21 protein-coding genes are annotated in these 23,397 nt (G+C 66.6%); 14 read left to right on the top strand and 7 right to left on the bottom strand.

Annotated elements, in window-relative coordinates:
- Positions 1–587: 587 nt before the first annotated feature.
- From ACTOWK_RS20415 to ACTOWK_RS20475, 13 genes are all read left to right on the top strand, one after another.
- Complete coding sequence (locus ACTOWK_RS20415) at positions 588–1,115, top strand: hypothetical protein (RefSeq protein WP_441331924.1); 528 nt, start codon at positions 588–590, stop codon at positions 1,113–1,115.
- Positions 1,116–1,310: 195 nt separating this feature from the next.
- Positions 1,311–2,525 (top strand): XVIPCD domain-containing protein, encoded by a 1,215-nt coding sequence (locus tag ACTOWK_RS20420; protein WP_441331925.1) that lies wholly within the window; start codon positions 1,311–1,313, stop codon positions 2,523–2,525.
- 335 nt (positions 2,526–2,860) lie between these two features.
- A complete protein-coding gene (locus ACTOWK_RS20425; RefSeq protein ID WP_441331926.1) occupies positions 2,861–3,538 on the top strand; it encodes a hypothetical protein in 678 nt (225 codons plus the stop codon).
- A gap of 53 nt (positions 3,539–3,591) precedes the next feature.
- On the top strand, positions 3,592–4,953 hold the full coding sequence (locus tag ACTOWK_RS20430; protein WP_441331927.1) for an XVIPCD domain-containing protein: 1,362 nt from the start codon (positions 3,592–3,594) through the stop codon (positions 4,951–4,953).
- A gap of 162 nt (positions 4,954–5,115) precedes the next feature.
- Positions 5,116–5,778, top strand: coding sequence for a hypothetical protein (locus tag ACTOWK_RS20435; RefSeq protein ID WP_441331928.1), 663 nt, complete (start codon positions 5,116–5,118; stop codon positions 5,776–5,778).
- A 168-nt stretch (positions 5,779–5,946) separates the two neighbouring features.
- Positions 5,947–6,420: a hypothetical protein gene (locus ACTOWK_RS20440; protein ID WP_441331929.1), complete on the top strand. Its 474-nt coding sequence runs from the start codon at positions 5,947–5,949 to the stop codon at positions 6,418–6,420.
- Between the two features lie 39 nt (positions 6,421–6,459).
- Positions 6,460–7,569: an XVIPCD domain-containing protein gene (locus ACTOWK_RS20445; RefSeq protein ID WP_441331930.1), complete on the top strand. Its 1,110-nt coding sequence runs from the start codon at positions 6,460–6,462 to the stop codon at positions 7,567–7,569.
- 131 nt (positions 7,570–7,700) lie between these two features.
- Entirely contained in the window at positions 7,701–8,222 is a 522-nt protein-coding gene (locus tag ACTOWK_RS20450; RefSeq protein ID WP_441331931.1) for a hypothetical protein, read from the top strand.
- Between the two features lie 45 nt (positions 8,223–8,267).
- Positions 8,268–9,545, top strand: a complete 1,278-nt coding sequence (locus ACTOWK_RS20455; RefSeq protein WP_441331932.1) for an XVIPCD domain-containing protein — start codon at positions 8,268–8,270, stop codon at positions 9,543–9,545.
- A 351-nt stretch (positions 9,546–9,896) separates the two neighbouring features.
- Complete coding sequence (locus ACTOWK_RS20460) at positions 9,897–10,421, top strand: XVIPCD domain-containing protein (RefSeq protein ID WP_441331933.1); 525 nt, start codon at positions 9,897–9,899, stop codon at positions 10,419–10,421.
- 46 nt (positions 10,422–10,467) lie between these two features.
- Positions 10,468–10,749 carry a hypothetical protein gene (locus ACTOWK_RS20465; RefSeq protein WP_441331934.1) on the top strand — a complete coding sequence of 94 codons (282 nt, stop codon included), beginning with the start codon at positions 10,468–10,470 and terminating at the stop codon, positions 10,747–10,749.
- 39 nt (positions 10,750–10,788) lie between these two features.
- Positions 10,789–12,468 (top strand): type IV secretory system conjugative DNA transfer family protein, encoded by a 1,680-nt coding sequence (locus ACTOWK_RS20470; protein ID WP_441331935.1) that lies wholly within the window; start codon positions 10,789–10,791, stop codon positions 12,466–12,468.
- Between the two features lie 97 nt (positions 12,469–12,565).
- Positions 12,566–13,363 (top strand): amidohydrolase, encoded by a 798-nt coding sequence (locus tag ACTOWK_RS20475; protein ID WP_441331936.1) that lies wholly within the window; start codon positions 12,566–12,568, stop codon positions 13,361–13,363.
- Between the two features lie 957 nt (positions 13,364–14,320).
- Here ACTOWK_RS20475 and ACTOWK_RS20480 read toward each other — a convergent pair.
- The 3 genes from ACTOWK_RS20480 to ACTOWK_RS20490 form a co-directional block, all read right to left on the bottom strand.
- On the bottom strand, positions 14,321–14,950 hold the full coding sequence (locus tag ACTOWK_RS20480) for a hypothetical protein (protein WP_441331937.1): 630 nt from the start codon (positions 14,948–14,950) through the stop codon (positions 14,321–14,323).
- Positions 14,947–16,092 carry an NAD(P)/FAD-dependent oxidoreductase gene (locus ACTOWK_RS20485; protein WP_441331938.1) on the bottom strand — a complete coding sequence of 382 codons (1,146 nt, stop codon included), beginning with the start codon at positions 16,090–16,092 and terminating at the stop codon, positions 14,947–14,949. The genes ACTOWK_RS20480 and ACTOWK_RS20485 overlap by 4 nt, the downstream gene beginning before the upstream one ends.
- Positions 16,093–16,185: 93 nt before the next feature.
- A complete protein-coding gene (locus ACTOWK_RS20490; protein WP_441331939.1) occupies positions 16,186–16,806 on the bottom strand; it encodes a TetR/AcrR family transcriptional regulator in 621 nt (206 codons plus the stop codon).
- 150 nt (positions 16,807–16,956) lie between these two features.
- Between ACTOWK_RS20490 and ACTOWK_RS20495 the strand changes: the two genes are divergently transcribed.
- Positions 16,957–17,424, top strand: a complete 468-nt coding sequence (locus tag ACTOWK_RS20495; protein WP_441331940.1) for a nuclear transport factor 2 family protein — start codon at positions 16,957–16,959, stop codon at positions 17,422–17,424.
- 18 nt (positions 17,425–17,442) lie between these two features.
- Here the strand turns inward: ACTOWK_RS20495 and ACTOWK_RS20500 are convergent, their stop codons facing one another.
- The 4 genes from ACTOWK_RS20500 to scpB all read right to left on the bottom strand — a co-directional run bounded on the left by ACTOWK_RS20500 (position 17,443) and on the right by scpB (position 23,256).
- Positions 17,443–18,210 carry a DeoR family transcriptional regulator gene (locus tag ACTOWK_RS20500; protein ID WP_441331941.1) on the bottom strand — a complete coding sequence of 256 codons (768 nt, stop codon included), beginning with the start codon at positions 18,208–18,210 and terminating at the stop codon, positions 17,443–17,445.
- 353 nt (positions 18,211–18,563) lie between these two features.
- Positions 18,564–19,673, bottom strand: a complete 1,110-nt coding sequence (locus ACTOWK_RS20505) for a DUF3472 domain-containing protein (protein WP_441331942.1) — start codon at positions 19,671–19,673, stop codon at positions 18,564–18,566.
- Positions 19,674–20,548: 875 nt separating this feature from the next.
- Positions 20,549–22,264 (bottom strand): pseudouridine synthase, encoded by a 1,716-nt coding sequence (locus tag ACTOWK_RS20510; protein WP_441331943.1) that lies wholly within the window; start codon positions 22,262–22,264, stop codon positions 20,549–20,551.
- Positions 22,261–23,256, bottom strand: coding sequence for an SMC-Scp complex subunit ScpB (scpB, locus tag ACTOWK_RS20515; protein WP_441331944.1), 996 nt, complete (start codon positions 23,254–23,256; stop codon positions 22,261–22,263). The genes ACTOWK_RS20510 and scpB overlap by 4 nt, the downstream gene beginning before the upstream one ends.
- Positions 23,257–23,397: the final 141 nt, after the last annotated feature.

Here is a 23,397-nt window from a genome sequence, read left to right on the forward strand (position 1 = left end):
GCTTTGTGACTACAACGCCGAGATACCCCACGACAGCCTGGGCGGTTTAACGCCCAACGAGTTTCGGATCCAAAACGACCCGGCGACCTCTAGTTTTGTGTGGCACTGATTTATGGTGGGTCGACAATCGCATGGCCGTCGGTGGTCGGTGTGGGCGCCGGGGTGATCGCGCAAAGCGGGGCTACGGTCGAGGCCGCCAGCAAGATCGCGCTCAAGCGATGTGTTGGCACGAGCGTCGGCGACAGTGGCGGTTGCCGGATCGTCTATTCGGAATGCTCGGAGCCTGTGCTCGGGCCGCCTTGACGAATACGAGTGGAGAGGCCCAATACGGCCGAAGTCGGGCGGCCTCCTCGACCGTGAAGTTTCCAGGCCTGGTCTGATGCCCGATCTGATGCCTGGTCTTGGTCGGCTGCGGATGCTCATCGATGAACAGGGCAGGGCCGCAGGCGCTTCACCGGCGAGCCCAAAGCAACCGACTTTGCCTCGTTCATCGGCTTCACTTCGACCCGATTCCGCCGTGTCCGCCGGCGGTTCGAGTGCGTTTGCGGCTGTGCTAACCTGCGGCCCTGGACTGCAAAGGAGTCGCAGTGAAGCCGAATCGAATCATCCTGTTGCTGTTGGCCGCCTCGCTCTGCGCATGCAGTGCCGACTCGGGCCGGGGACAGGCGGACGCGGCGCCAGTCGTCAAAGCTCAAGCGCAAACCGACAGCGCTGCGCCTATGGAGAACGCGATGGATAGCAACGCTTCCGAAGCCACGGCCGAAGCGCTCGTCGCCAAGAGCCCGACCCGCTCGTCGACCGATTTGCAGGCCGCCTTCAAGAAGGACATGGCCTACGCCGATCTTCGCAAGCTGGTGCTCGACGGCGGCTGGACCCCGGTGGTGGAGCCGGCCTGCAAGAAAAATGTGGGCGGCGAAGCTGAAATTTGTGATCAAATTCCCGAATTGGATGCTTGCAGCGGCGATGGCTACTGCATAATGCACTTTGAAAGCGTCAGCAGCGGCGAGAAGTTGGACGTGACGACCTATGGAATGGTCGAGGACTGGAACGTCGCTGGTGAAGATTCGCGCTTGAACGTTACCGAGTGGGGCTTCGCGAAAGCCTCCAAGGGTTGAGGATCGGCCAGGAGGCTGCTTCAGCTCGCAAGAAATCGTGGCGCAGATGCGCCATTGCGGTCCCGGGTCTGCAAGTGCCCGGTCCGTAAAGTCGAAGTCGGCTCAGGCCGGTTTCGCATGGCCTGGAAAGATTCAGGATGAATCGGTTTTCCAGGTAACCATCGACTTACTTGCTTGAGCTGGAGGCTCACTACAATGGGAAACAGACTAGGCGACCTCATCGCGCAAGGTGAGGGCGGATACAACTCATACAATCGCGGAAGCGCGGGCGACGCCCGTGGCGCCACGATTGATTTTTCGCGCATGACCGTCGGCGAGCTGCAAGAAGCGCAGCACCTGCCGCGACGCGATCCCGACCGCCTGTTCGCGGTCGGCAAGTACCAAATCATCCCCGGCACCATGGACGGCGCGGTCCGCGGGCTTCGGCTCGACCCGGACCAGCGCTTTACGCCGGAGCTGCAGGAGCGGATCTTCTCCGACTACCTGATCGTCCAGAAACGCCCCGACATCCACGGCTATGTCACCGGCAAGCCCGGTGTGACGCTGCACGATGCGCAGGAAGCGATGGCGGCCGAATGGGCGAGCGTGGCCGATCCCGACACCGGGCGCAGCCGTTACGGCGGAGTCGGGGGCAATCGCGCCTCCATCTCGGCCGAGCGGACCGGCGAAGCGTTGCAGGCGATGCGGGCCGAGTACAAGGCCGCGATCGACCAGGGCCTTACGCCGCAAGCTGCCTGGCGGGCCGTCAACGACGCATCCCCGACCCAGGGCCAGACCCACACGACGCCGCGCGCACCCGAAAGGGATGCAATGGCCGATGGCGTGTTGAAGCGTGGCGAGCATGGCGCGGAAGTGCGCGGCATGCAGGAAACGCTCAACAAGCTCGGCTACCGCGACGCGCAGGGGCATCCGCTCAGGGCCGACGGCGATTTCGGCGACCGCAGCAAGCAGGCGTTGCAGGCGTTCCAGCAGGCCCACGGCCTGAAGGACGACGGCATTGCCGGCCCCAAGACGCTCGAAGCGTTGAAGAAGGCCGAGCAAGCGCCCTTGTTGTCGAATGCCGCGCATCCGGACCATGCGATGTTCAAGGGCGCGGTGGACGGGCTGGAAAAGCTCGGTCCGCAGGCGTTCCACAATCGCCAGGAACTGGAGCGCGCCGCGGCGACGCTGACGTACGAGGCCAAGGTGAGCGGTCTGAACCGGATCGATCACGTGGTGCCGAACGCGGACGGAAGCGGGCTGTTTGCGGTCCAGGGCGGCTTGACCGACCCGGGCAGCCAACGTGCCCACGTCAACAAGGCTCAGGCGGCGAACCAGCCGGTCGAGCAGTCGACGTTCCAGGTCCAGCAGGATGCACCGCAGCAGGCCGCGCCGACGCAAGAGCACAAGCCGAAGGTCCTGACCGCGTAAGCATGCGGCGCTCCGTTCGCGTATGCGATCGGAACGCCGTCTCGCTTGCTCGGTCGGCGTCGCCTCGTGCCCGTCGTTGCGTACGCGCAAGCGTGCGTATCGGCGCAGCGGTGGTCGCGTCCGTTCGGCTCCCTGTTCTTTCGTCGTCACTCGTGCGCCGGTCTGGCCAGGCCGTCCCGGTCGTGTCCGTGTCAGCGATTTTCTTCAGCCAGCCGGACCCGACCAGCACTGCGAGCGCAGTCTGTTCCGCCGCCGCGTTCGGCAATCGAATACGGTCCAATCGAACACGGATCCACCCGCGACACCCCGTTACCTCGATCAGTCAAGGAATTGCTATGAAATCTGTGAATCTCTTGGGCATCGCACTGTTGACCGTGTTGAGCGGTTGCCAGGGCGGCACGGCAGCGAACGGCGAAACGTCGGCCAAGCCGGCGGCTGCGACCACAGCTGCGACCGAGACCGCGACGCAAGCGCCGGCCCCGGCAACGACGGCCCCCGTGGCGCCGGCACCGGCAGCAGCGCAAACGCCTGTCGGCGACGGCCGTTCGCTGTGCGCCGCCGATGAGGACGTGGTGATCTCGTGCACCCTCGCCGGCGCCGAGAAGAAGCTCGCATCGCTGTGCGCGTCGAAGGGCGTGACCGACCAGTCGGGCTACGTCTATTTCGCCCAGGGGACCGCAGGTCATAACGATTACCTCTACCCGACCGACAAGTCCGCTCCGGCGCGGCGCTTCAAGCGCACGCAACTGGGTTTTGCCGGCAACACCGGCGGTTACGCCTACTCGTTCGAGGACGGCGGCCGCAAGCACATCTTCTATTCGGTGTCCGGCGAAATGGGTCTGGAAGAGCAGGGCGTGATGGTGGTGGCCGATGCGGCCGCGAAGCCGGAAACCGCGCTGAGCTGCGAGAAGGACAGCGTGGTCCGCAACGAGGACAACGTCCTGTTCAAGTTCACCCGTAGCTGGGACCGCGACGCGCAGCTCGACAAGCGCGGTCTGCCGTCCAGGAATTAATTCATCGGCCGGACCGGGTCCGGCCGCTATCAAATATCCATCAAGGAGGAATTATGTCGACCCCAAGCAATCGTGATTTTCTGCTGCTCCGCGCCTATGAAGCCGGCATTCGCGATCCGAAAGAACTGGCCGGGTTCATGGGCCAGATGCAGGTCGAGTCCGGCGGCTTCAAGAGCATGCACGAAGGGCTGGGCTACAGCAGCGAGCGTCTGCTGGAAGTGTTCCCGGGCCGCAACGGCATGGACACCAAGGCCGAAGCCGATGCGATCGTCCGCGGCGGCCGCGATTCGATCGCCAACGCGATCTACGGCGGCGCCTGGGGCCGCGAAAACCTCGGCAACACCGAGCCGGGCGACGGTGCGCGTTTCCACGGCCGCGGCTATGTGCAGCTGACCGGCCGCGACAACTACGAGCGCGTCGCGCGCGAGATCGGCATCGACGTGGTGCGCAACCCCGACCTGGCCTCCGATCGCGAGAACGCGGCCAAGATCGCCGTGCATTACTGGCAGGGCCGGGTGGTGCCGAACGGTCACCAGACCAATGTGCGCGAGGCCACCCACGACATCAACGGCGGCTACAACCATCTGAAGGAACGCAAGGCGGCGGTCGGCGAGTGGGAGCGCGCGTTGACCCCGGAAGTGATGGAGCGTTTGTCGCGCGGTGAAGTCGTGCTGCCGGCCGCGCAGGGACAGCGCGATGCGATGGCCGACGGCGTGCTCAAGCTCAACGAGCGCGGCCCGGCGGTGCAGCAGATGCAGGAGCATCTCAAGCGCCTCGGCATTCGCGACGCCCAGGGCAACGAGATCAATCCCGACGGCCACTTCGGCGGCCACACCAAGGAAGCGGTGCAGGCGTTCCAGCGCGAACACGGTCTCAAGGACGACGGCATCGCCGGCAGCAAGACCCTGGAAGCGTTGCGCAACGCGCAGCCGAACCAGCAGCAGGGCGCCCGCGACGGCGTTCAGCCGGTCGCGCAGGACCGTGCTCAACAAGAGCGTGCCCAGCCGACCCCGCAGCAGGCCGACCCGGCGCGCGCGCCGTTGCTGTCGGACCCGGCCAACCGCGACAACGCCATGTATCGCCAGGCGCTCGAAGGCGTGGAACGCCTCGGTCCGCAGGCCGGCTTCCGCAATCGCGAGGACATGGAACGTGCCGCGGCCAGCCTGACTTATGAAGCGCGGGTCAGCGGCCTGAGCAAGATCGACCACGTCGTGCCGAGCGCGAACGGCACCGGTCTGTTCGCGGTGCAGGGCGAACTCGCCGACCCGGGCAACCACCGCGTGCACGTCGACGGCCGCCAGGCGCGTCAGCAGACGGTCGAGCAGTCGAGCCAGCAGTTGCAGCAGGACGTGCAGCAGCAGACACCGCAGACGCAGGAGCCGCGTCAGCAGCAAGCCAGGCCGATGGTGGCCTGACCGAGTGGCCCTTCGCTCGCGCAGGACTCGGGAGCGAGCGGCGTGGTTTGGTCTGGTGCGTCCGCCGCCGATACGGCGGGCGTGCCAGGCCGGCTCGTGTAGTGCGCCCCGGGCGGCGTTCGTCGCCCGAGGCTTCAATCACTGGACTTGTTGGACCGGCTCATGACGACGAACCCGTACACCGCATTGCTCGTTGTATCCGCTCTCACTCTCGCGCTGGCCGCGTGCAACGCCGATCCGGCCGCGAACGCGTCGGTGTCGACGCCGCAACCGCTGGCTTCGACGGCGAACGGAGGCGTCGCCGGCGATGCGAGAGCGAAGAGCACCGATATCCCGCCGGGGTTTTCCTCGTACGCGGCGGAATCGATCGGCGACAACAAGCAATGCGTGGTCGGTGCGGCGGTCGACGACGACGGCATGAATCAGCGTCCGGTGGCCTATGTCGCCGAGACCTCGGGCAAGGCCTTGTGGACGCGCACCCTGGAGTTGCCGACGCAGACCTACCAGAGCCGCGCGACCCACTGCGTGCGCGAAGGCGATTCGGTGTACGTGCTGTTGCAGTCCGACACCCAGCCGCAGCAGGCCGCATCGCAGACGCTGTTGCGGGTGGTCAGGCTGGCGCTCGGCGACGGTGCGCTGCAAGGCCAGGCCGACGTGCCTGTGCCCGGCGTCAAGGATCCCGTCTCGGCCTGGGTCGAAGAGGGGGCGCAGGGATTGCGCTGGAGCAACGGCGGCCTGATCGTTTCCGGCCAGTACTACCGTCTCGACGACAGCGATCGGCGCAATACCTTCCAGGTGGGGCTCAAGCCCGATCTGAAATCGTAGACGGCAGGTTCGGGCCCTCGCGCCTGCCGCATGGAGGCGGTCGCAAGGAACCCGATGACGGGTCAGGAGCATCAGCACGGCCACGGAAGGTGCAGCGGCGCAAACGCCGCTTGGCGGGGCCGATGGTCGGCCCGCTGCGACAGTCCGTAGTGTTTGGGGAAAGACGAAATGAACTGCAAGAAAGTGTTTGTACTGACCATGTTGGTGTTGCTGGGCGGATGCGAGGTCGCTTCCAGAGGCCCGGCGGCGTCGGCCGGACCCGAGAAGAGCGCGGCACCGGCCGGAAAGACCGGCGTCGCCTGTCCGTCGAAGGAATTCGACGCCTTCCTGGCCGCGTTCATGGACGACGTTGCGATCCAGAAGGCCTATACCGCCAGCCCGCTGCGTAGCGAGACCATCGATGCCGACGCCGATCCGGAGCCCAAGCCGGTCACGACGATGCTCGACGCGAGCGCGTTGAGTTTTCCGGTGATGCCGGGTTCGCAGAAGCAAAAGGACGATGGCCTGGTGCTCAGCCAGACCGAATTGAACGGCGACAAGGAAGTGATGCTGGCCAAGCCGGACACCGACTACCAGATGTCGTTCTTCTTCAAAAAGGGCGAATGCTGGACTTTGTACCGCACGCGCGACGACTCGCTGTGAGCCGCGCGATGCAAGCCACGCCCATGAGGAGACGCTGACATGTCGTACCAGGACACCATGAACGTGATCCTGCCGCCGCAACACGGACGCTCGGCGCACATCACCGGCCATTACGGCGAACACCGCGACAACGGTGCCCACGGCGGCTCCGACTTCAACTACGTCGGCGGCCAGGCCGGCGTCAACCTGACCCATCCGAGCATCCACTCGCCGGTGGCCGGTACGGTCGAATTCGTCGGCGGGCGCTACGGCACCATCAGCATCCGCGACGCCGAAGGCAACAGCCATCAATTGCTGCATACCCAGAGCCAGTCGGTGGTGGTCGGGCAGCGCGTCGAGCCGGGCACCGAGATCGGCAGCATGGGCGGCCGCGGCCCGCGCGGCGCCGAGCAATACGCCCAGCACGTCCATTACCAGATGAAGGACAGCGAAGGCCGCAACCTCGACCCGGAAGCGTTCTGGAATCAGCGCCAGACCGTCGGTGCGCGCGGTGGCCACGCCGCCGCCGATCGGCCCGCGGCCGACGACGGCGTGCTGCGCCAGGGCGAGCGTGGCGCCGACATCCGCGCGATGCAGGACCACCTCAACCAGCTCGGCTATCGCGACGCCCAGGGGCGTCCGCTGCATGCCGACGGCGATTTCGGCGACCGTACCCGCGAGGCCTTGCTGGCGTTCCAGCGCGACCAGGGCTTGAAGGACGACGGCATCGCCGGCAAGCGCACCCTCGACGCGCTCAAGAAGGGCGAGCCGTCGAACCTGTTGTCGAATCCGAATAGCCCGCATTACGCGATGTACCAGCAAGCGCTCGGCGGGCTGGAAAAACTCGGGCCGCAGGCCGGCTTCGGCGGCCGCGAGGATCTCGAACGCGCCGCGGCGACCCTGACCTACGAGGCCAAGGTGAGCGGCTTGAACAAGATCGACCACGTCGTGCTGAGCACGAACGGCAACGGTCTGTTCGCGGTGCAGGGCGGGCTCAACGACCCGGCCCATCACCGCGTGTTCGCCAACAAGGACATCGCGATGAATCAGTCGCTCGAGCAATCGACCCAGAAACTGCAGCAGGACCTGCCGCAGCAGACCCAGGCTGCGCAACAACAGAGCCAGGAACCGCGCCAGCAGCAACAGCCGCCGCGGATGCACACGATCTGAGTGAGGGCATGGCCGATCCGCGCCCCGCATCGGCCCTGTTTCTTCTCGATCCGCTCCACCGCAAAGCTCCACCCGCAACGCGCCCCGCACAGATCGCCACCCAGCGATCGCCACGCACAAGGAAGACAGGCATGAATTTCCCCCGGTTTCTCGTTATTCCCCTGGCCCTGGCGCTCGGCGCCTGCGGCGCGAACGGACAGGACGCCGCGCAATCGCAATCGCCGTTCAAGGATCTCGAAGGCGCGGCTCCCACCACCGTCGCCGCCGCTCCGGCCGCGTGCCCGGCGCAGGGCTTCGACGATTTCCTCAAGGCTTACGCAGGCGATGCGCAGACCAAGACCCGCTTCACCTTGCCGACGGTCAAGGTCGTCGACCTGGTCGACGTCGGCGAAGACACCCAGCAACGCACCGAGCAGGTGCCGGCCAAGGACTACGACGGCTTCAACCTGGCTTATCGCGAGGACGGTTTCCATGTCGTCGACAGCGCCGGCGCGGTCGATCCCAAGCCGGTCGCGGTCGAGGTCAAGGCCGAGCCGGCCGACGCCTATTTCGTCCGCTACCAATACGGCATGTCGGAAGGCAATTCCTACCGTTTCGTCAAACGCGACGGCTGCTGGTTCCTCGCCGAGGACCCGGAACCGTCCGCACCCTGATCACGACTTCAGCACCCTCTTCAATCACTCAATGGAAGGACTCTCATGAGCCGCTATCGCATCACGGAAAGCGTGGGCCGCCGCGTCGAGCACGTTCACAGCTACGACGACCTCGACATCCATCACCCGAGCCGCAATGCGCGCGGCCTGCAGACCGGCCGCGACGCCGACTTCGAACACGGCCGCGACCATGCGCGCGTCGACGGCGAGTTCGAGGAAATCCGCCGCACCAACGACGGCCGCACCCTGGTCAAGAAAGACTTCATCCTCAGCCAGGACAGCCCGGGCCGAGTGCAGATTCCCTCGCCGGTCGAGGGCTATGTGCACTACCTGCCGAACGACCCGACCGCGGCGCTGCGCATCTACGACCGTCCGCACGATCAGCCCGGCGCCAAGCTGGTGGGCCAGGTGCTGCACATGGACCGCGATTCGTTCAAGCTGAAGGAAGGCGCGCACGTGCAGTACGGCCAGCCGCTCGGCGCGATGTCCGACACCGGCACGCCGGGTTCGGTGCATGCGCACGTCGAAGTCGAGGCCGAGCAGTTCAAGCGCTATATCCACGACATCGACCGCGGTGCGATCACCCCGGACCGCTATCCGGCCAAGAACGGCCAGACCGCTGAAGCGCCGGCACGCGAAGCGCCGGCGCGCGAGGACGTGCATCGCGAAGCCGGGCACCGCGAAGCGACGCCGCGTCCGGCCAGCCGCGGCGCTGCCGCAGACGGCGTGATCCGTGAAGGCGAGCACGGCCGCGACGTGCGCCTGCTGCAGGAGCAGTTGAACAAGCTCGGCTATCGCGACGGCAACGGCCACGCCCTGAAGTCCGATGGCGACTTCGGCGATCGCACCCGCGAAGCGGTCAAGGCCTTCCAGCATGCGCACGGCCTCAAGGACGACGGCATCGCCGGCCCGAAGACGCTGGACGCCCTGAAGAAGGCCGGCGAGGCGCCGCTGCTGTCCAACCCGGCGCACCCGGACAACGGCATCTACCGCCAGGCGGTGGCCGGGCTGGAGAAGCTCGGGCCGGACGGCGGGTTCGGCAATCGCGAGCAGATGGAGCGCGCCGCCGCTTCGCTGACCTATGAAGCCAAGGTCAGCGGCCTGACCTCGATCGATCACGTCACCCGCAGCGCCAACGGCAACGGCCTGTTCGCGGTGCAGGGCGAACTGAACGATCCGGCCCAGAACCGCGTGCACGTGGAAAAACGGCATGCCTCGGAGCAGCCGATCGAACGCTCGACCTTCCAGGTGCAACAGGACGCACCGACGCGCGAGCTGGCGCAGGCGCCACAGAAGGAAGCGCCGAGGATGCAGATGGCTTGACCGGGCCGGCGCGCAACTCTGGTGGAGGAGAGCGCCGATCCGGATCGGGGATATCGCAGGCAAGGGATTGCGTTGCAACCACTGCGATGTCCGGACAGGGACGTCGTCGCTTCGCCCGCAGGGGCGGGGCGGGCAGGGCAGGCTCGATCGCTAGGGAGATCGAGCCTGTCGCTGCCGCTTTGCCGCCTGCCCGCGATCGGGCGGGCGGACACGGCCGGCCGGCGACGGCGGGGCCGGGGTTTCAAGGTTTTTCCCCAGGCCGGGCTGCGCGCACCGGCCCGGGCGCCTCGCCCTTGTGGGGCTCCCGCTATTGCGCGAGCATGACGATTCGGTTCCGGCCGGAGGTGCACGATGAACGCAGGCACGCAGGAACAGCAGCTGAAGGTCGACGGTCAGGCCACGACCCAGACTCTGGACGACATGCGCCGCGCCGAACAGCGCTCGCTGCTCAGCAGCCCCAGCCATCCGCATCACGATCTGTACTCGCAGGTGCGCATCTGCCTCGACAAGCAGGACATGGGGCTCAAGGACTATTCCGGCGACCAGCGCGACAACCTGGCTGCGGCGCTGGCCCTGGAAGCTCGCACCGGCGGCCTGCGCAGCGCCGACCACGTGGTGTTGAGCAAGGACGGCTCGCGCGCCTTCGTGATCGAGGGCGAACTGGATTCGCCGAGCCGGCGCATGAGTTATGTCGATACCGCCCAGGGCGCGGCGCAATCGATGGAACGGAGCAGCCAACAGCTGGCCCAGCTCACCCGCGAACAGGACCTCCAGGACCGGCAACGGCAGGAGGAGCGCCAGGCCGAACGCCAGGCCGAACACCGTAACGAGCGCGAGCCGTCGCTGGCCCGCGCCCTGTTCAAAGACAAAGACTGAAACGCCCGCGCCGCCATAGAGCGCGCGAAGGCATCGGAGGCCTGCAATGAACGAGTACCGTCATCACATCCTGACCCGCGGCCGCTACCAGATCGTGGCCCTGACCCCGGACCAGCAGTTCGAGAGCGACGACATCTACGCCTATGCGGTGATGTCCTCTTCCGGGCTCAAAATGCGTCAGGAACTGACCCTGACCGACGCCCGCAACTGGCTGGAATTCTGGATCGAGCAGGAAAGAGCCTCCAGCGGAGGCTCGTCGCCGGATATGATGGAGGCATCGCCGCCGGGAGAGCCTTCGAAGCTGCAGGCCGTACGGAAGCGACGCTGACCGACAGCGGGTTCGGGGAAACCAAGCAGGAAACATTACGTGAAAGGGAAGCTGATTTTTGCCCTGGTGGTACTGGTACTCGTACTGGCCGCGGGGACGTATCTGTCGGGATACGTGACGTTGATGTTGTTGGATATCGACAGCCGCGCGCTGAAGTGGACCACCTACCTCGATTACCTCAAGGTGCTGGACGTCCCGCAGTACAAGCCTTATGCAGGCAAGATCAAGGCCGGCGGCTTCATCGGCTATGGCCTGCCGATGGTCGGCTACCTGATCCTGACCGTGCTGATGCTGAAGCCGAAGAAGAAGTCGATGCACGGCGACGCGCGTTTCGCGCGCTCCGGCGACCTGTCGGCCAAGGGCATGTTCAAGTCGACCCCGACCAGCATCGTGGTCGGCAAGTTCAACGGCCAGCTGGTGCAACTCAGCGGCCAGCAGTTCGTGATCCTCGCCGCGCCGACCCGTTCGGGCAAGGGCGTCGGCATCGTCATCCCGAACCTGTTGAACTACCAGGGCTCGATGGTCGTGCTCGACATCAAGCAGGAAAACTTCGACCTGACCAGCGGCTGGCGCGCCCAGCAAGGGCAGGAGATCTTCCTGTTCAATCCCTTCGCCGAAGACCGCCGCACCCATCGCTGGAACCCGCTGACCTACGTGTCCAGCGATCCGGCGTTCCGCGTGTCCGACCTGATGAGCATCGCCGCGATGCTGTATCCGGACGGCTCGGACGACCAGAAGTTCTGGGTCAGCCAGGCCCGCAACGCCTTCATGGCCTTCACCCTGTACCTGTTCGAGGCCTGGGAAGACGCCAAGAAGGTCGGCTTCCCGTTCGGCACCATCCCGACCCTGGGCGCGGTGTACCGCCTGTCCTCGGGCGACGGCAAGACCGAGCTCAAGCCGTTCCTGCAGGGCCTGGCGCAGCGGCCCTTCCTCAGCAGCAACGCCAAGTCCGCGTTCGCCAACATGCTGTCGCAGGCCGACGAGACCTTCGCCTCGATCCTCGGCACCTTCAAGGAACCGCTCAATCCCTGGATCAACCCGGTCCTGGACGCGGCCACCAACACCGACGATTTCCTGCTGACCGACCTGCGCAAGAAGAAGATGACGATCTACGTCGGCATCCAGCCCAACAAGCTGGCCGAAAGCCGCCTGATCGTGAACCTGTTCTTCAGCCAGATCATCAACCTCAACACCCGCGAGCTGCCGCAGAACAACCCGGAGCTCAAGCATCAGTGCCTGTTGCTGATGGACGAGTTCACCTCGATCGGCAAGGTCGACATCATCGCCTCGGCGGTGTCGTACATGGCCGGCTACAACCTGCGCCTGCTGCCGATCATCCAGAGCATGTCGCAGCTCGACGCCACCTACGGCAAGGACATCTCGCGCACCATCATCACCAACCATGCGCTGCAGATCATCTACGCGCCGCGCGAGCAGCAGGACGCCAACGACTACTCCGACATGCTCGGCTACACCACCGTGCGCAAGGAGAACATCACCCGCGGCCGCGAAGTCTCGCGCAGCGAGTCGGAAGAGCGCCGCGCGCTGATGTTGCCGCAGGAGCTCAAGGCGATGGGCTTCGACAGCGAGGTGTTCCTGTACGAAGGCATCCCGCACCCGGTGAAGTGCGACAAGATCAAGTACTACCAGGACAAGCTGTTCACCCAGCGCCTGCTGCCGAAGGTGTCGGTGCCGGTGCTGGATATCGCCACCGGCTGAGCCGGATGAGCGATGCGTCGCGTTGTCGGGCACGGGCCCGGCAACCGGCGCGGCTTCGCGGGCATAATGCCTTCAGTCCTCCTGTTCGGTAGCTCGTATGCGCGACCTTCGCATCTCGCTCGTCCAAGGCGCCACCCTCTGGCACGACCCGGCCGGCAACCGCGATTACTACGGCCATCTGATCGCCTCGCTGCGCGGCATTACCGACCTGGTGCTGCTGCCGGAAACCTTCACCAGCGGCTTCAGCAACGAAGCGATCGGCGACGCCGAGACCATGGACGGGCCGACCGTCGGCTGGATCCGCGAACAGGCGGCCAAGCTCGACGCCGCGGTCGCCGGCAGCGTGCAACTGCGCACCGATGAGGGCGTGTTCAACCGCCTGTTGTTCGCCACGCCCGACGGCGGCTTGCAGACCTACGACAAGCGCCACCTGTTCCGTTACGCCAAGGAACACGAGCGCTATGCCGCCGGCCGCGAGCGCCTGACCGTGGAATGGAAGGGCTGGCGGATCTGCCCGATGGTTTGTTACGACCTGCGTTTCCCGGTGTTTTCGCGCAATCGTTACGATGTCGAGCGCCCCGGCGCGCTGGATTTCGACCTGCTGCTGTACGTCGCCAATTGGCCGGCGGCGCGCGCCTATCCATGGAAGACCCTGATGCGCGCGCGTGCGATCGAAAACCTGTGCTACGTCGCCGGGCTCAACCGCGTCGGCAGCGACGGCAACGGCCTGAGCTATTCCGGCGACAGCGCGGTGATCGATTTCCTCGGTCACCCGATCAGCGAATGCACCGACGAGGAAGTGGTCGTGACCACGACCCTGCAGGCGGCGGAACTGGCAGCCCACCGCGAGCGTTTCCCGGCCATGCTCGACGGCGACCGTTTCGAACTGCGCTGAGTATCTCAAGCGTTGGCGGCGACGCCGTCGCTGCTCTTGGGTAGGAGCGGCGCAAGCCGCGACTGCGCTGTCTCCGGTTGCGACGCTCTACCCTCGCGACGATGCACTCCTTCGGTCGATGGCAACGGCGTTGCGGACTCTGCGTGTCCCATGGCCCAAAAGTCCCACAAGGAGTTCCTTCGGTCAAAGCTAGCCAAAGAAAAGGGGCTTTTCTTGACGAAGCCCCCCTGCGAGTGCGTAGCTGTCGCCGGGATTTTTCGATAAGACGTCCCTGTCTTATCGGAGCATTCAATTTAGAAGCCGGGCGCACGTCCTGTGCGCCGCCCTTTGGGTCTACCGTTGCATCGCAAGTTCGGTGCTGCGCCAAGCTTTAACGGCAACGGCAACGGCAACGGCAACGGCAACGGCAACTGCAACTTCAGGAAAAGCTCGGGCAGGCCGTCGCTGCTCTTGGGTAGGAGCGGCGCAAGCCGCGACCGCGCCGCTTCTGTTTCGACGTTTTCTGCCGCAGAGCGATGAAGCAACATCAATATCTAAAGCTTCCGTCCGCTGACGCGGCCGGGTTACTTTCTTTTGCTAAGCCCAAAAGAAAGCTAACCAAAGAAAAGGGCTCTCCTTGACGAAGCCCCCCTGCGAGTACGCAGCTCGCGCCGGGATTTTTCGATAAGACGTCCCTGTCTTATCGAAAAACGGCGCACGTCCTGTGCGCCGCCCTTTGGGTCTTCAGGTGTTCTCGCGAGCGCGGAACTGCGTCAAGCTTTCACGGCAACGGCAACGGCAACGGCAACGGCAACGGCAACGGCAACGGCAACGGCAACGGCAACTGCAGGAGCAGCTCGGGCAGGCCGTCGCTGCTCTTGGGTAGAAGCGGCGCAAGCCGCAGATTCGCGGTCGCGGCCTGCGCCGTTCCTACCCTTGCGCGAGCACGCCGCTTCGATGGATGACGCACCGCGGCGCTCAGCGCAGGCGGTCGTGGACCTGCAGGCCCTGACTCGGGTCGGCGGCGTCGTAACGCACGGTGACTTCGCGATCGGGTTCGCCGTCGCGGCCTGGGCGCAGCAGGGACACCCGCAACGAACCATCGGCGGCGGCCACGCGCTCACCCGGCTTGATCGACTGCAGGCAGGAGGCGATGCGATAGGCGTCGTGCTTGCGCACCTGCAGCGCGGCGTCGAGCGCAAGCCAGACCAGGTCGGTCTCGATGCCGGCGCCGCAATGCCCCTGTGAGCGGTCGGCGCGGCTGGCGCTGTCGACCTCGATCAACAGATAACGCAGCGCGCCCGGGCCGGGGTTATGGCCGGAGTCGGCTAATACGGCGCGTCGCTCGACCACACCGTCGAGGTCGGTGATGCGCGCGAGCTTGAGCGGTTTGCGTTTGGCGCCCTCGACCAGCAGCAAATCCTGCTGGCGCGCATCGATCTCGATCTGCAAGGCGTTCGCAGCGGGTGCGGCCTTCGCCTCGGCGCAAGCCAGCGCAGCGAGCAACAGGCCGGCGAGCGCGGCGGGCAGGGCGAGGTTCATGCCGCCACTGTACGCCGGCGCGCCGGCCTCAAGCGTGCCGTCTCGCTCGCTGCTGGGCTCGCTCACAGGCTTTCCGAAGGCCGCGACGCGGCGGCCTCGTCCGGCTCGCGGCTGCCGCGTTTGTGGAAATACACCTGCTCGGCGGCCCAGCGCAGCGGCGCCGAATGCAGCAGCAGGTCGAACGGCCAGTCGAACTGGAAGTGATCGAAGGCCCAGCGCAGGGCGCGCTTGCGGCGGAAACGCGGGGCGCTGTCGCGGGCGACCGATTCCGGCGCCGGGCCTTGCCCGAGCGCGTGCAGGGCGATCGCCTGGCCCAGGGTTTCGCCGTGTGCCCAGGCCGAGTGGATGCCGCCGGCGGTGACCGGCGAGACGATGCCGGCGGCGTCGCCGGTCAGCATCACGCCGTCGCGGGCGAGCGGGAATACCGGACCGCCGCAGGGGATCAGGCCGGCGCGGGTCGCCGCGGGCTGCACCTCCGGGTCGAGGCCGACCACCGAGCGCACCCGCTGCAGGAAGCCGTCGATGTCGGGCACGCGCGCGCGCTCGGGGTCGTGGCGCACCGCCAGGCCGGCCTGGACGCCGGTCGGGTTCTGCGCCACCCAGCCGATGTAGCCGGGCGCGTAGCGCTTGCTGACGAAGCAGTGCAGGGCGCCGGACTCGGGCAGGGCGGCGCCGGGGAACTCGTATTCGATGCCGTACAGGAACTCTCGCGTCTGGCCCAGGCCGGTGCGCTCGGCGACGCGCGACTTGGCGCCGTCGGCGCCGACCAGGAAGCGCGTGCGGCCTACGCCTTCGATGCGCCAGCCGTCGTCCTCGCGCTCGGCCTGGGTGAAGGAGGTGCCGAGGCGCAACTCGACGCCATGGCGTACCAGTTCCTGGGTCAGCCAGCGCATCAGCCGCGGCGTGTCGGTGGTCAGGAAGTAATAACCCGGTGCGCTCAAGGCCATGCTGCGCAGCCGCGGCGAGTACAGGCGCACGCGTTCGACGCGGTGCAGGCAACCGGCCGGCGCGCGGCTCAGCCAGGTCTGTTCGGCGGCTTCCTTGACCACGATGCCGGTGGTGCGAAGTTTCTCGCCGGGGTCGCGCTTGCGTTCGAGCACCACCACGCGCAGGCCGGCGCGCGCGGCGGCCAGGGCGCAGGCGGCGCCGGCGAAGCTGGCGCCGACGACGACGAGGTCGCAGTCGTAAGCTTTGGGGTCGAGGCTCATTCCGGTTTCTCGTGGGGAGACCGGTGCAGTCTGGGCAGGCTCGACGAAGCCCGTATGGGGTCTGTGTGAAGTGAGTCGAGCCTGTAACGAGGTTCACGCGCGAGGCGTGACGCCAGGCCGGTTTTCTTGACGATTCGCCGCCGACAAGGCTTCGATGGTCAATGCGAGGCCGTTCAGGGCGTCGCGTGCGGCGGCGGGATCGCCGGCAACGCGCACGATCGCACCGTCGAAAGCCTGGGCGATCGCGCCGGCGCGCGCCTCGCGTTCGGCCGATTCAGGCAGCAGTGCGGCGATGCGTTCGGCGAGTTCGCGCTTGTGCCGGCGCGAGCACTCGACCGCTTCGGGCAGGGCCGGGCCGATCTCGGCCACGGCATTGATGAAGGCGCAGCCGCGAAAATGCGGGTGGGCGAACCATTCCGCCAAGGTCGGCACCAGCGCCGCGGCGCGGTGTCCGTGTGCGGCGCTATGGCGCAGCAGGGCCGCATCGAACCAGGTCGTCCATCGCTCGTGGCGGTACTGCAGGAACGCCAGGATCAGGGCGTTCTTGCTCGGGAAGTGCCGGTACAGGGTGACCTTGGTGACGCCGGAGTCGGCGATCACCCGGTCGATGCCGGTAGCGCGGATGCCTTCCAGATAGAACAAATCGTGGGCGGTCTGCAGGATCCGCTCGCGGGCGGGCAACGGCTGGGCAGGCGTAGCGGCTTTGCGGTTCATGGCGCGATGGTAGACCGATTCGTCTACCGGCGCCAATCATGTAGACAGATTTGTCTACATGAGGTAATTTCGCCGAGTAGACCGATCTGTCTACATCAATCAATTACGCAAATAGACTGATCTGTCCATATGCGCTCAGGAGCCGCCCTCATGCACACCCGTCCGCCGTTGCCGCCGTTCACCCGCGACAGCGCCATCGAGAAGATTCGCCTGGCCGAAGACGCCTGGAACTCGCGCGACCCGGCCCGGATCGGCCTGGCCTATTCGTTCGACACGCGCTGGCGCAATCGCGCCGAATTCGTCGACGGCCGCGAAGCCGCGGTGGCCTTGCTCGAACGCAAATGGACCCGCGAGTTGGATTACCGCCTGATCAAGGAGCTGTGGGCTTTCGACGGCGCGCGCATCGCGGTGCGCTTCGCCTACGAATGGCGCGACGATTCCGGGCAATGGTTTCGCAGCTACGGCAACGAGAACTGGGAGTTCGGCGAGGACGGCCTGATGGCGGTGCGCCTGGCCAGCATCAACGACCGGCCGATCGCGGCGAGCGAACGCAAGTTCCATTGGCCGCAAGGGCGGCGTCCCGACGATCACCCGGGGCTGAGCGAGCTGGGGCTGTAAGACGGCGCATCGCCGGCTTCAGTCGACGACGATCAGCTCGATGCCGAGGCGCTGCAGCCCTTCGCTGTATTCCGGGCTGATGCTGGGGTCGGTGATGACGGTATGCACGCATTCCAACTGGGCGATGCGGTGCAGGCCGACGCGGCCGAACTTGGACGCGTCGGTCAGCACGACGACCTTGCGCGCGCGTTCGACCATGCGATGGTTGAGGCTGGCTTCGCCTTCGTGATGGGTGGTCAGGCCGAACTGCAGGTCGAGGCCGTCGACGCCGAGGAACAACGCATCGAAGCTGTAGCTGTTGAGGCTGGCCTCGGCCTGCGAGCCCTGGAACGACAGCGACTGCTTGCGCAACACGCCGCCGGTCAGCATCAGCTCGACGCCTGGCGCGTTGGCCAGTTCCCAGGCGATGTTGAGGCCGTTGGTCATCACCGTGACGCCCTCGGCCCCGCGCAGATGCCGCGCCAGGGTCATGGTGGTGGTGCCGGAATCGATGATGATGTTGTCGCCGGTGTGGACCAATTGCGCGGCGCGGGCGCCTATCGACTCCTTCAGGGCGCTGTTGAGGCTGTCCTTGAGATGGATGTCCTGTTCCAGCGGCGGCGTGCGCACCAGGGTGGCGCCGCCGTGATTGCGCCTGGCCAGACCCTGCGATTCGATCTGGGCCAGGTCGGCGCGGATCGTCACCGTGGAGACGTCCATCGACTCGGCCAAGTGCGCGACGTGGACGCTGCCGTGTTTGACCAGCATCTGCAGAATCCGTTCGCGGCGTTGGCGGGTGTTTCGCATCGGTCGTTCTCTGTGCGGGACGGGGCGGTAGCGGACGGTGTCGGAGACGCGCTGTGTATTCCTGTGGAGGGGGCCGCGGCCCTGCGCCGGGGTGCGGACGCGGCTGCGAGCGGGGCGGGCATGAAGGGATGTTGCCATCTTTCGACTTGGGGCAGCGGGCCGAGCGGGTCATGCCGGCTGCGCGGCATCGCCGGGCCTCGCTCATGCAAGCGGCGGCCGACACCGTCCTCTTTCGCCGAGCCGATCGGCCCGGAAACGACAACGCCGCCATCGCAGGCGATGACGGCGTTGTGTTCGGGCTTGGACGAAGCCGCCGCACGCGAGCAGCGGGACTCAGGCTGCCGATTGCGCGTTCAGGGGTTCAAGCGCCACTTTTGGTAGCCGTTGCCGAGGCAGCTGTACACCCGCAGGTAAGCGCCCTGAGCGGCATTGTTGAGCGGGTCGAGGCAGGTGCCGCTGCCGACGTTGTACAGACCGTCCGAACCCGGCATCGGCATCCAGCGTTGCGCCGAACCGTTGCCGCAAGCCGCGAGTTTGATACTGCCGTCGTTTTCCGCCTGCAGGCATTGGCTGCGGCTGCGCATCAGCATGCGGAAGCCGTCGTCGCGCTCGATCGACTGGTTGTTGTTGCTCGCGCAGCTCCACAAGCCGGCCTGGGTTCCACCGGCCAAGGTGTCCAGGCAGTAGCCGCTGTCGGTGTTGAGCAGCACCTTGGGCGAACCGAGCGTGCCGAACTTGTTGTCGGCGGCGATGCAATCCTGCTCCGAGGTGCACGAGGCGCGTGCGATCGATTCGCAGTTGCCGTAGGTCTTGCTGGTGCTGCTCAGTGGGGCGATCGTGCCGTTCTCGGCGCTGGGGCGGAAGAACACCGCACTCGTCGCCGGCGCGGCCGCGCAGCTTTCCAGTTGATCGGCGCCCTGGGCGAAGTTCTCCAGGAATTCGACCGTCTTCTCCTTCAGGCCGCCCCAGGTTTGCGGCACCTGGATGCTGGCGACCTTGCGGCTGGCGCCGCTTGCGACGTCGGTGATGTAGGCGCTCCAAGTGCCGAGGGCCTCGCTGACGATGCGGATCTTGTACTTCCTGCCCTGCACCCAGGGGTAGGCGACCCAGCACTGCACGCCGCTGCCTTCGTGGGAAAAATGGCTGCATTGCGTGCCGCTTTCGGCGACCCAGCCGGTGGCCTGCCAGATCGAGAAATTCAACGCCTTGTCGGCGTTGCTGCGTTGTTGCAGGCCGACATAGCCGCCGTCGCCGTTCTTGAGCGAAAACTGATGCGCCCAGTACGTGCGTCCGTTGTAGCCGGGTTCCTGGGTGATGGCGATGCTGAAATCCATGTCCAGATAACCGACCGAATTGGCCGGCCAGGTGCGGTCTATCGCGACCATGCCGCCGGCGACGACGGCCGCGGCGGTGCCGTGCAGGCTCAGGCATAGCAATAACAGGACGATCTTCGCGTAGCGCATACGGACTCCTATCGGCAACGGTGGCGGACTGCCTGTGGCGAGGTCTCGGTTTCGTCGTGGCAGCATCGGTCCAGGCCGCGTTCTATGCGGCAGATGGGATGGATCGCTTGGGTTCTTCGGCGGGACTTCGGCAGATTTGGATTCGATCGACAAACTCGGTCGGCGAAGCAGGAGGCTCGTTGCAGACGCTTGGATCGCGCTTGCGGTGTCGGTCGTTTCGCGTCCCGGCGAATCTGCGACTGCGTTGGAGCGGCTTTTTCGATTAAGCATGCGCCGCCGGCACCCGTCAACAGAAACATCGGAAACGAAAGTTCCGTGATTTTATGGTTTCGCAGTCGAGGTTTTTTATGAGCGAGGCGAAACGAAACCTCGCATCCGCAGCAGGTTTCGTGCCGGGCCGTCGACGGCGCGGATATCGCGATGGAAGTCGCAATGCGGACGCGACAGCGCTTGTTTTCGCTGCTAATCGCGAGCGCGTTCGCCGGGGTAATGTGCTATCTGAATCTGCGCGAGCTTATTCGAAGCTGCGTGCGACGCGAGGCTGGAACCAGCGACTTGCTGCGAACGCATATTGGATAGCGCGAGATGCGCTGAGGTCGCGGGCGTAGTTCTGATCCGAGAAGTTGGAGTTGCGGATCGTGTCTGCAGTTCGTCGCTGCGTATCGGGTTTGCGAGCGCACTCGCCGTGTCGTTGCGGTGCGAACGCGCCGCTGCGCGGTCGCGGCTTGCGCCGCTCCTACTCTTGAAGCGGTTGCGCGAGGGGCGGCCAGAAGCGGGCGGGGCCGACTGCTCGGCGACGGTCCGGATACGCCAAAAACAAAGGGCGCCGAAGCGCCCTTTGTCGTGTGTTGCTTCAGCGGATCTAGCGTCTGGGTTCAGACGCTGCCGCGCGGACCGCGGCCGCCGCCGGGGCGGCCACCGCCACGCGGGCCGCCCGGACGCGGACCGCTCGGGCGGGCCGCGCCACCGGGACGCGGTGCGCCGCCGGGACGGGGCGCGCCACCCGGACGGGCATTGCCGCCGGGACGCGGGCCGGCACCGGGACGAGCGCCCGGACCGGGCTTGCCGCCGGCCGGACGCGCGGTATTGCTGCGCGGACGTTCGCCGTAGGGGTTGAAGCTGCCGGGGTTGGCGTGGTCGGACGGGAAGCTCGGCGCGTTGCCGGGATGACCGTAGGGACGCGCGCTGCGCTGGCCCTGGCCCTGGCCTTGACCCTGGCCTTGACCGCCGCCGCTACGGCGCTCGCCGTAAGGGGCGTTGCCGTTGCGTTCGCCGCCGAAGCCGCCGCCACCGGGGCCGCCACTATGCGGACGGCCGCGACCGGCGCCTGCACCGGGACCCGCGCCGGGACCGCGCGCACCGGCCGGCTTGCCGCCGTAAGGCTTGCGGCCCTGACCATCGGGATTGCGATGACCGCTCGGACCGGTCTCGACGCCGTCGGGCACATACCAGGTGCGGAACGCGGCCGGATTGCCGTCCGGCAGGGGCTTGGGGCCCTTTTCCTTGCGCTGCTTGAACGGCTTGTGCGACTGGTTGGCCGCGGCTTCACCGCTGACAGTCAGGCCGCCGTGCTTGCGCGGACCGCCGCGACCGCGACCGCCCCGATCTTCGCGGACATGGTCGAAGCGGCGCAGTTCGCGGCCTTCGTCGGCGGTGTTGTGGCCGCCGACATAACCCTGCGAACGCTCGCCGGACAGGTGCACGGTCGACTTGGCGGCCTTGCGCTGGCCGATCACCGGCTGCAGGGTCAGCGCCGAAGGCGTGCCGTCTTCCAGGCCGAGGTCGCTGCGCAGGGCGTCGACCTTGTCGGTGACCAGCTCCTGCGAATGGCCGCGCAGCAGTTCGCGCGGCAGCGCGACGCCGCCGTAGCGGATGCGCTTGAGGCGGCTGACCTGGCAGCCCTGCGACTCCCACAGTCGACGCACTTCGCGGTTGCGGCCTTCCTTGACCACGACCCGGAACCAGTCGTGCGAGTCGCTGCCGCCGATGCGTTCGATCTCGTCGAACTTGGCCGGGCCGTCCTCGAGCGCGATGCCGCGGGCGAGGCGGTCGACGAGGTTGTCGGGAACCTGCTCCTGGCCTTCCGGTGCGCGCACGCGGCAGACGTACTCGCGCTCGACCTCGAAGGAGGGATGCATGAGCGCGTTGGCGAGTTCGCCATCGGTGGTCAGCAGCAGCAGACCGGTGGTGTTGATGTCGAGGCGGCCGATCGCGATCCAGCGCGCGCCCTTCAGCGCAGGCAGCGAATCGAAGATGGTCGGGCGGCCCTCGGGGTCTTCGCGCGTGGTCACTTCGCCTTCGGGCTTGTTGTACATCAGCACGCGCGAGGGCTCGGTCAGGGCGCTGGCGATGAAGCTGCGGCCGTCGAGTTCGATCTTGTCGCCGCCCTTGATGGTGACGCCGATCTGGGCGACTTCGCCGTTGACCTTGACCAGGCCGTCGGCGATGCGCTGCTCGAGCGCGCGGCGCGAGCCCAGGCCCGCTTGCGCGAGGACCTTGTGCAGGCGTTCTTCCAGACGCGGCGCCTCGGTGGTGGCGCCGGCGTCGCTGCCGCGCTTCAGTGAGAGCTTGCGGCGGTTTTCTTCAGTCATTTCTGTTGCTCCGGCCGGTCGTCTTCGGACTCGGCCTCAAATTCCGGAACGGTCGTCGTCTCGACGGCGTGTTGGTCTTGCTCGTGATCGTTCGCGTCCGCCGCGCGCTCGCCCGGCGCGGCTTCGGGGTCGTCCGAAAGGACGGTTGTGTCGGTGTGGGTATCGGTGTCGCTGTCTGTATCGCTGGCGGCGTCGGCGCTCGTCTGTGCGCCGGCGTCGCCGGATTCGGGGAGGGCTTCGTCGCTGTCGACGGTGTCGTCGGCGCCGTCGTCGGTGTTGTCGGTTGGGTCGACCAATTCGGTGGAGCCGGTGGTTTCGATGGCGTCGTCGACCGAGTCGCCGTCGTCGTCGCCGGCTTCGGCATCGTTGCTGGCTTCGTCGAGGCCGGCCTCGGCGTCGTTGCCGGTGGAGATGCCACCGGCGGCGATCGGCTCGCCGTCGAGCGGCAGCTGCGGTTCCAGCTCGCCGATGTCCTTGAGCTCCGACAGCGGCGGCAGTTCGTCCAGGCGCTTGAGGCCGAAGTAATCGAGGAAAGCCTTGGTGGTGCCGAACAGGGCCGGCTTGCCGGGCACGTCGCGGTGGCCGACCACGCGGATCCACTCGCGCTCTTCCAGGGCCTTGATGATGTTGCTGCTGACCGCCACGCCGCGGACCTGTTCGATCTCGCCGCGGGTGATCGGCTGGCGGTAGGCGATCAGCGCCAGGGTCTCGAGGGTGGCGCGGGTGTAGCGGGTCTGGCGTTCGGTCCACAACCGCGCGACCCAGGCATGGACGTCGGCCTGGACCTGGAAGCGGAAGCCGGAGGCCAGCTCGACCAGTTCCACGCCGCGCTCGGCGCAGCCCTCGCGCAGGGTCTCCAGCGCGGTCTCGACGCTGTCGGCCGGTGCCGGCTGGTCCTCGGGGAACAGGGCATGCAACTGCGCCAGCGTGAGCGGCTGGTTGGCCGCGAGCAAGGCGGCTTCGACGATGCGGGTGACGAGGAGTTGGTCCATGGAATGCGTCTGAATCGTTGCGTTGGCGATCGGCCCTGGAGCCTGTGCGGAATCGGTGCCTGGGTCGGTGGTCGGCCGGTCTGAGCGGCCGGTCTAGCTGGGTAGAAGCGGGCTGGGCGGGAGCTGCGTGTCCGGGCCATC

Origin of the sequence: Lysobacter sp. CA196 (genome assembly GCF_052078695.1) — a bacterium.
In the GTDB taxonomy this organism is placed as follows: Bacteria; Pseudomonadota; Gammaproteobacteria; order Xanthomonadales; family Xanthomonadaceae; genus Lysobacter.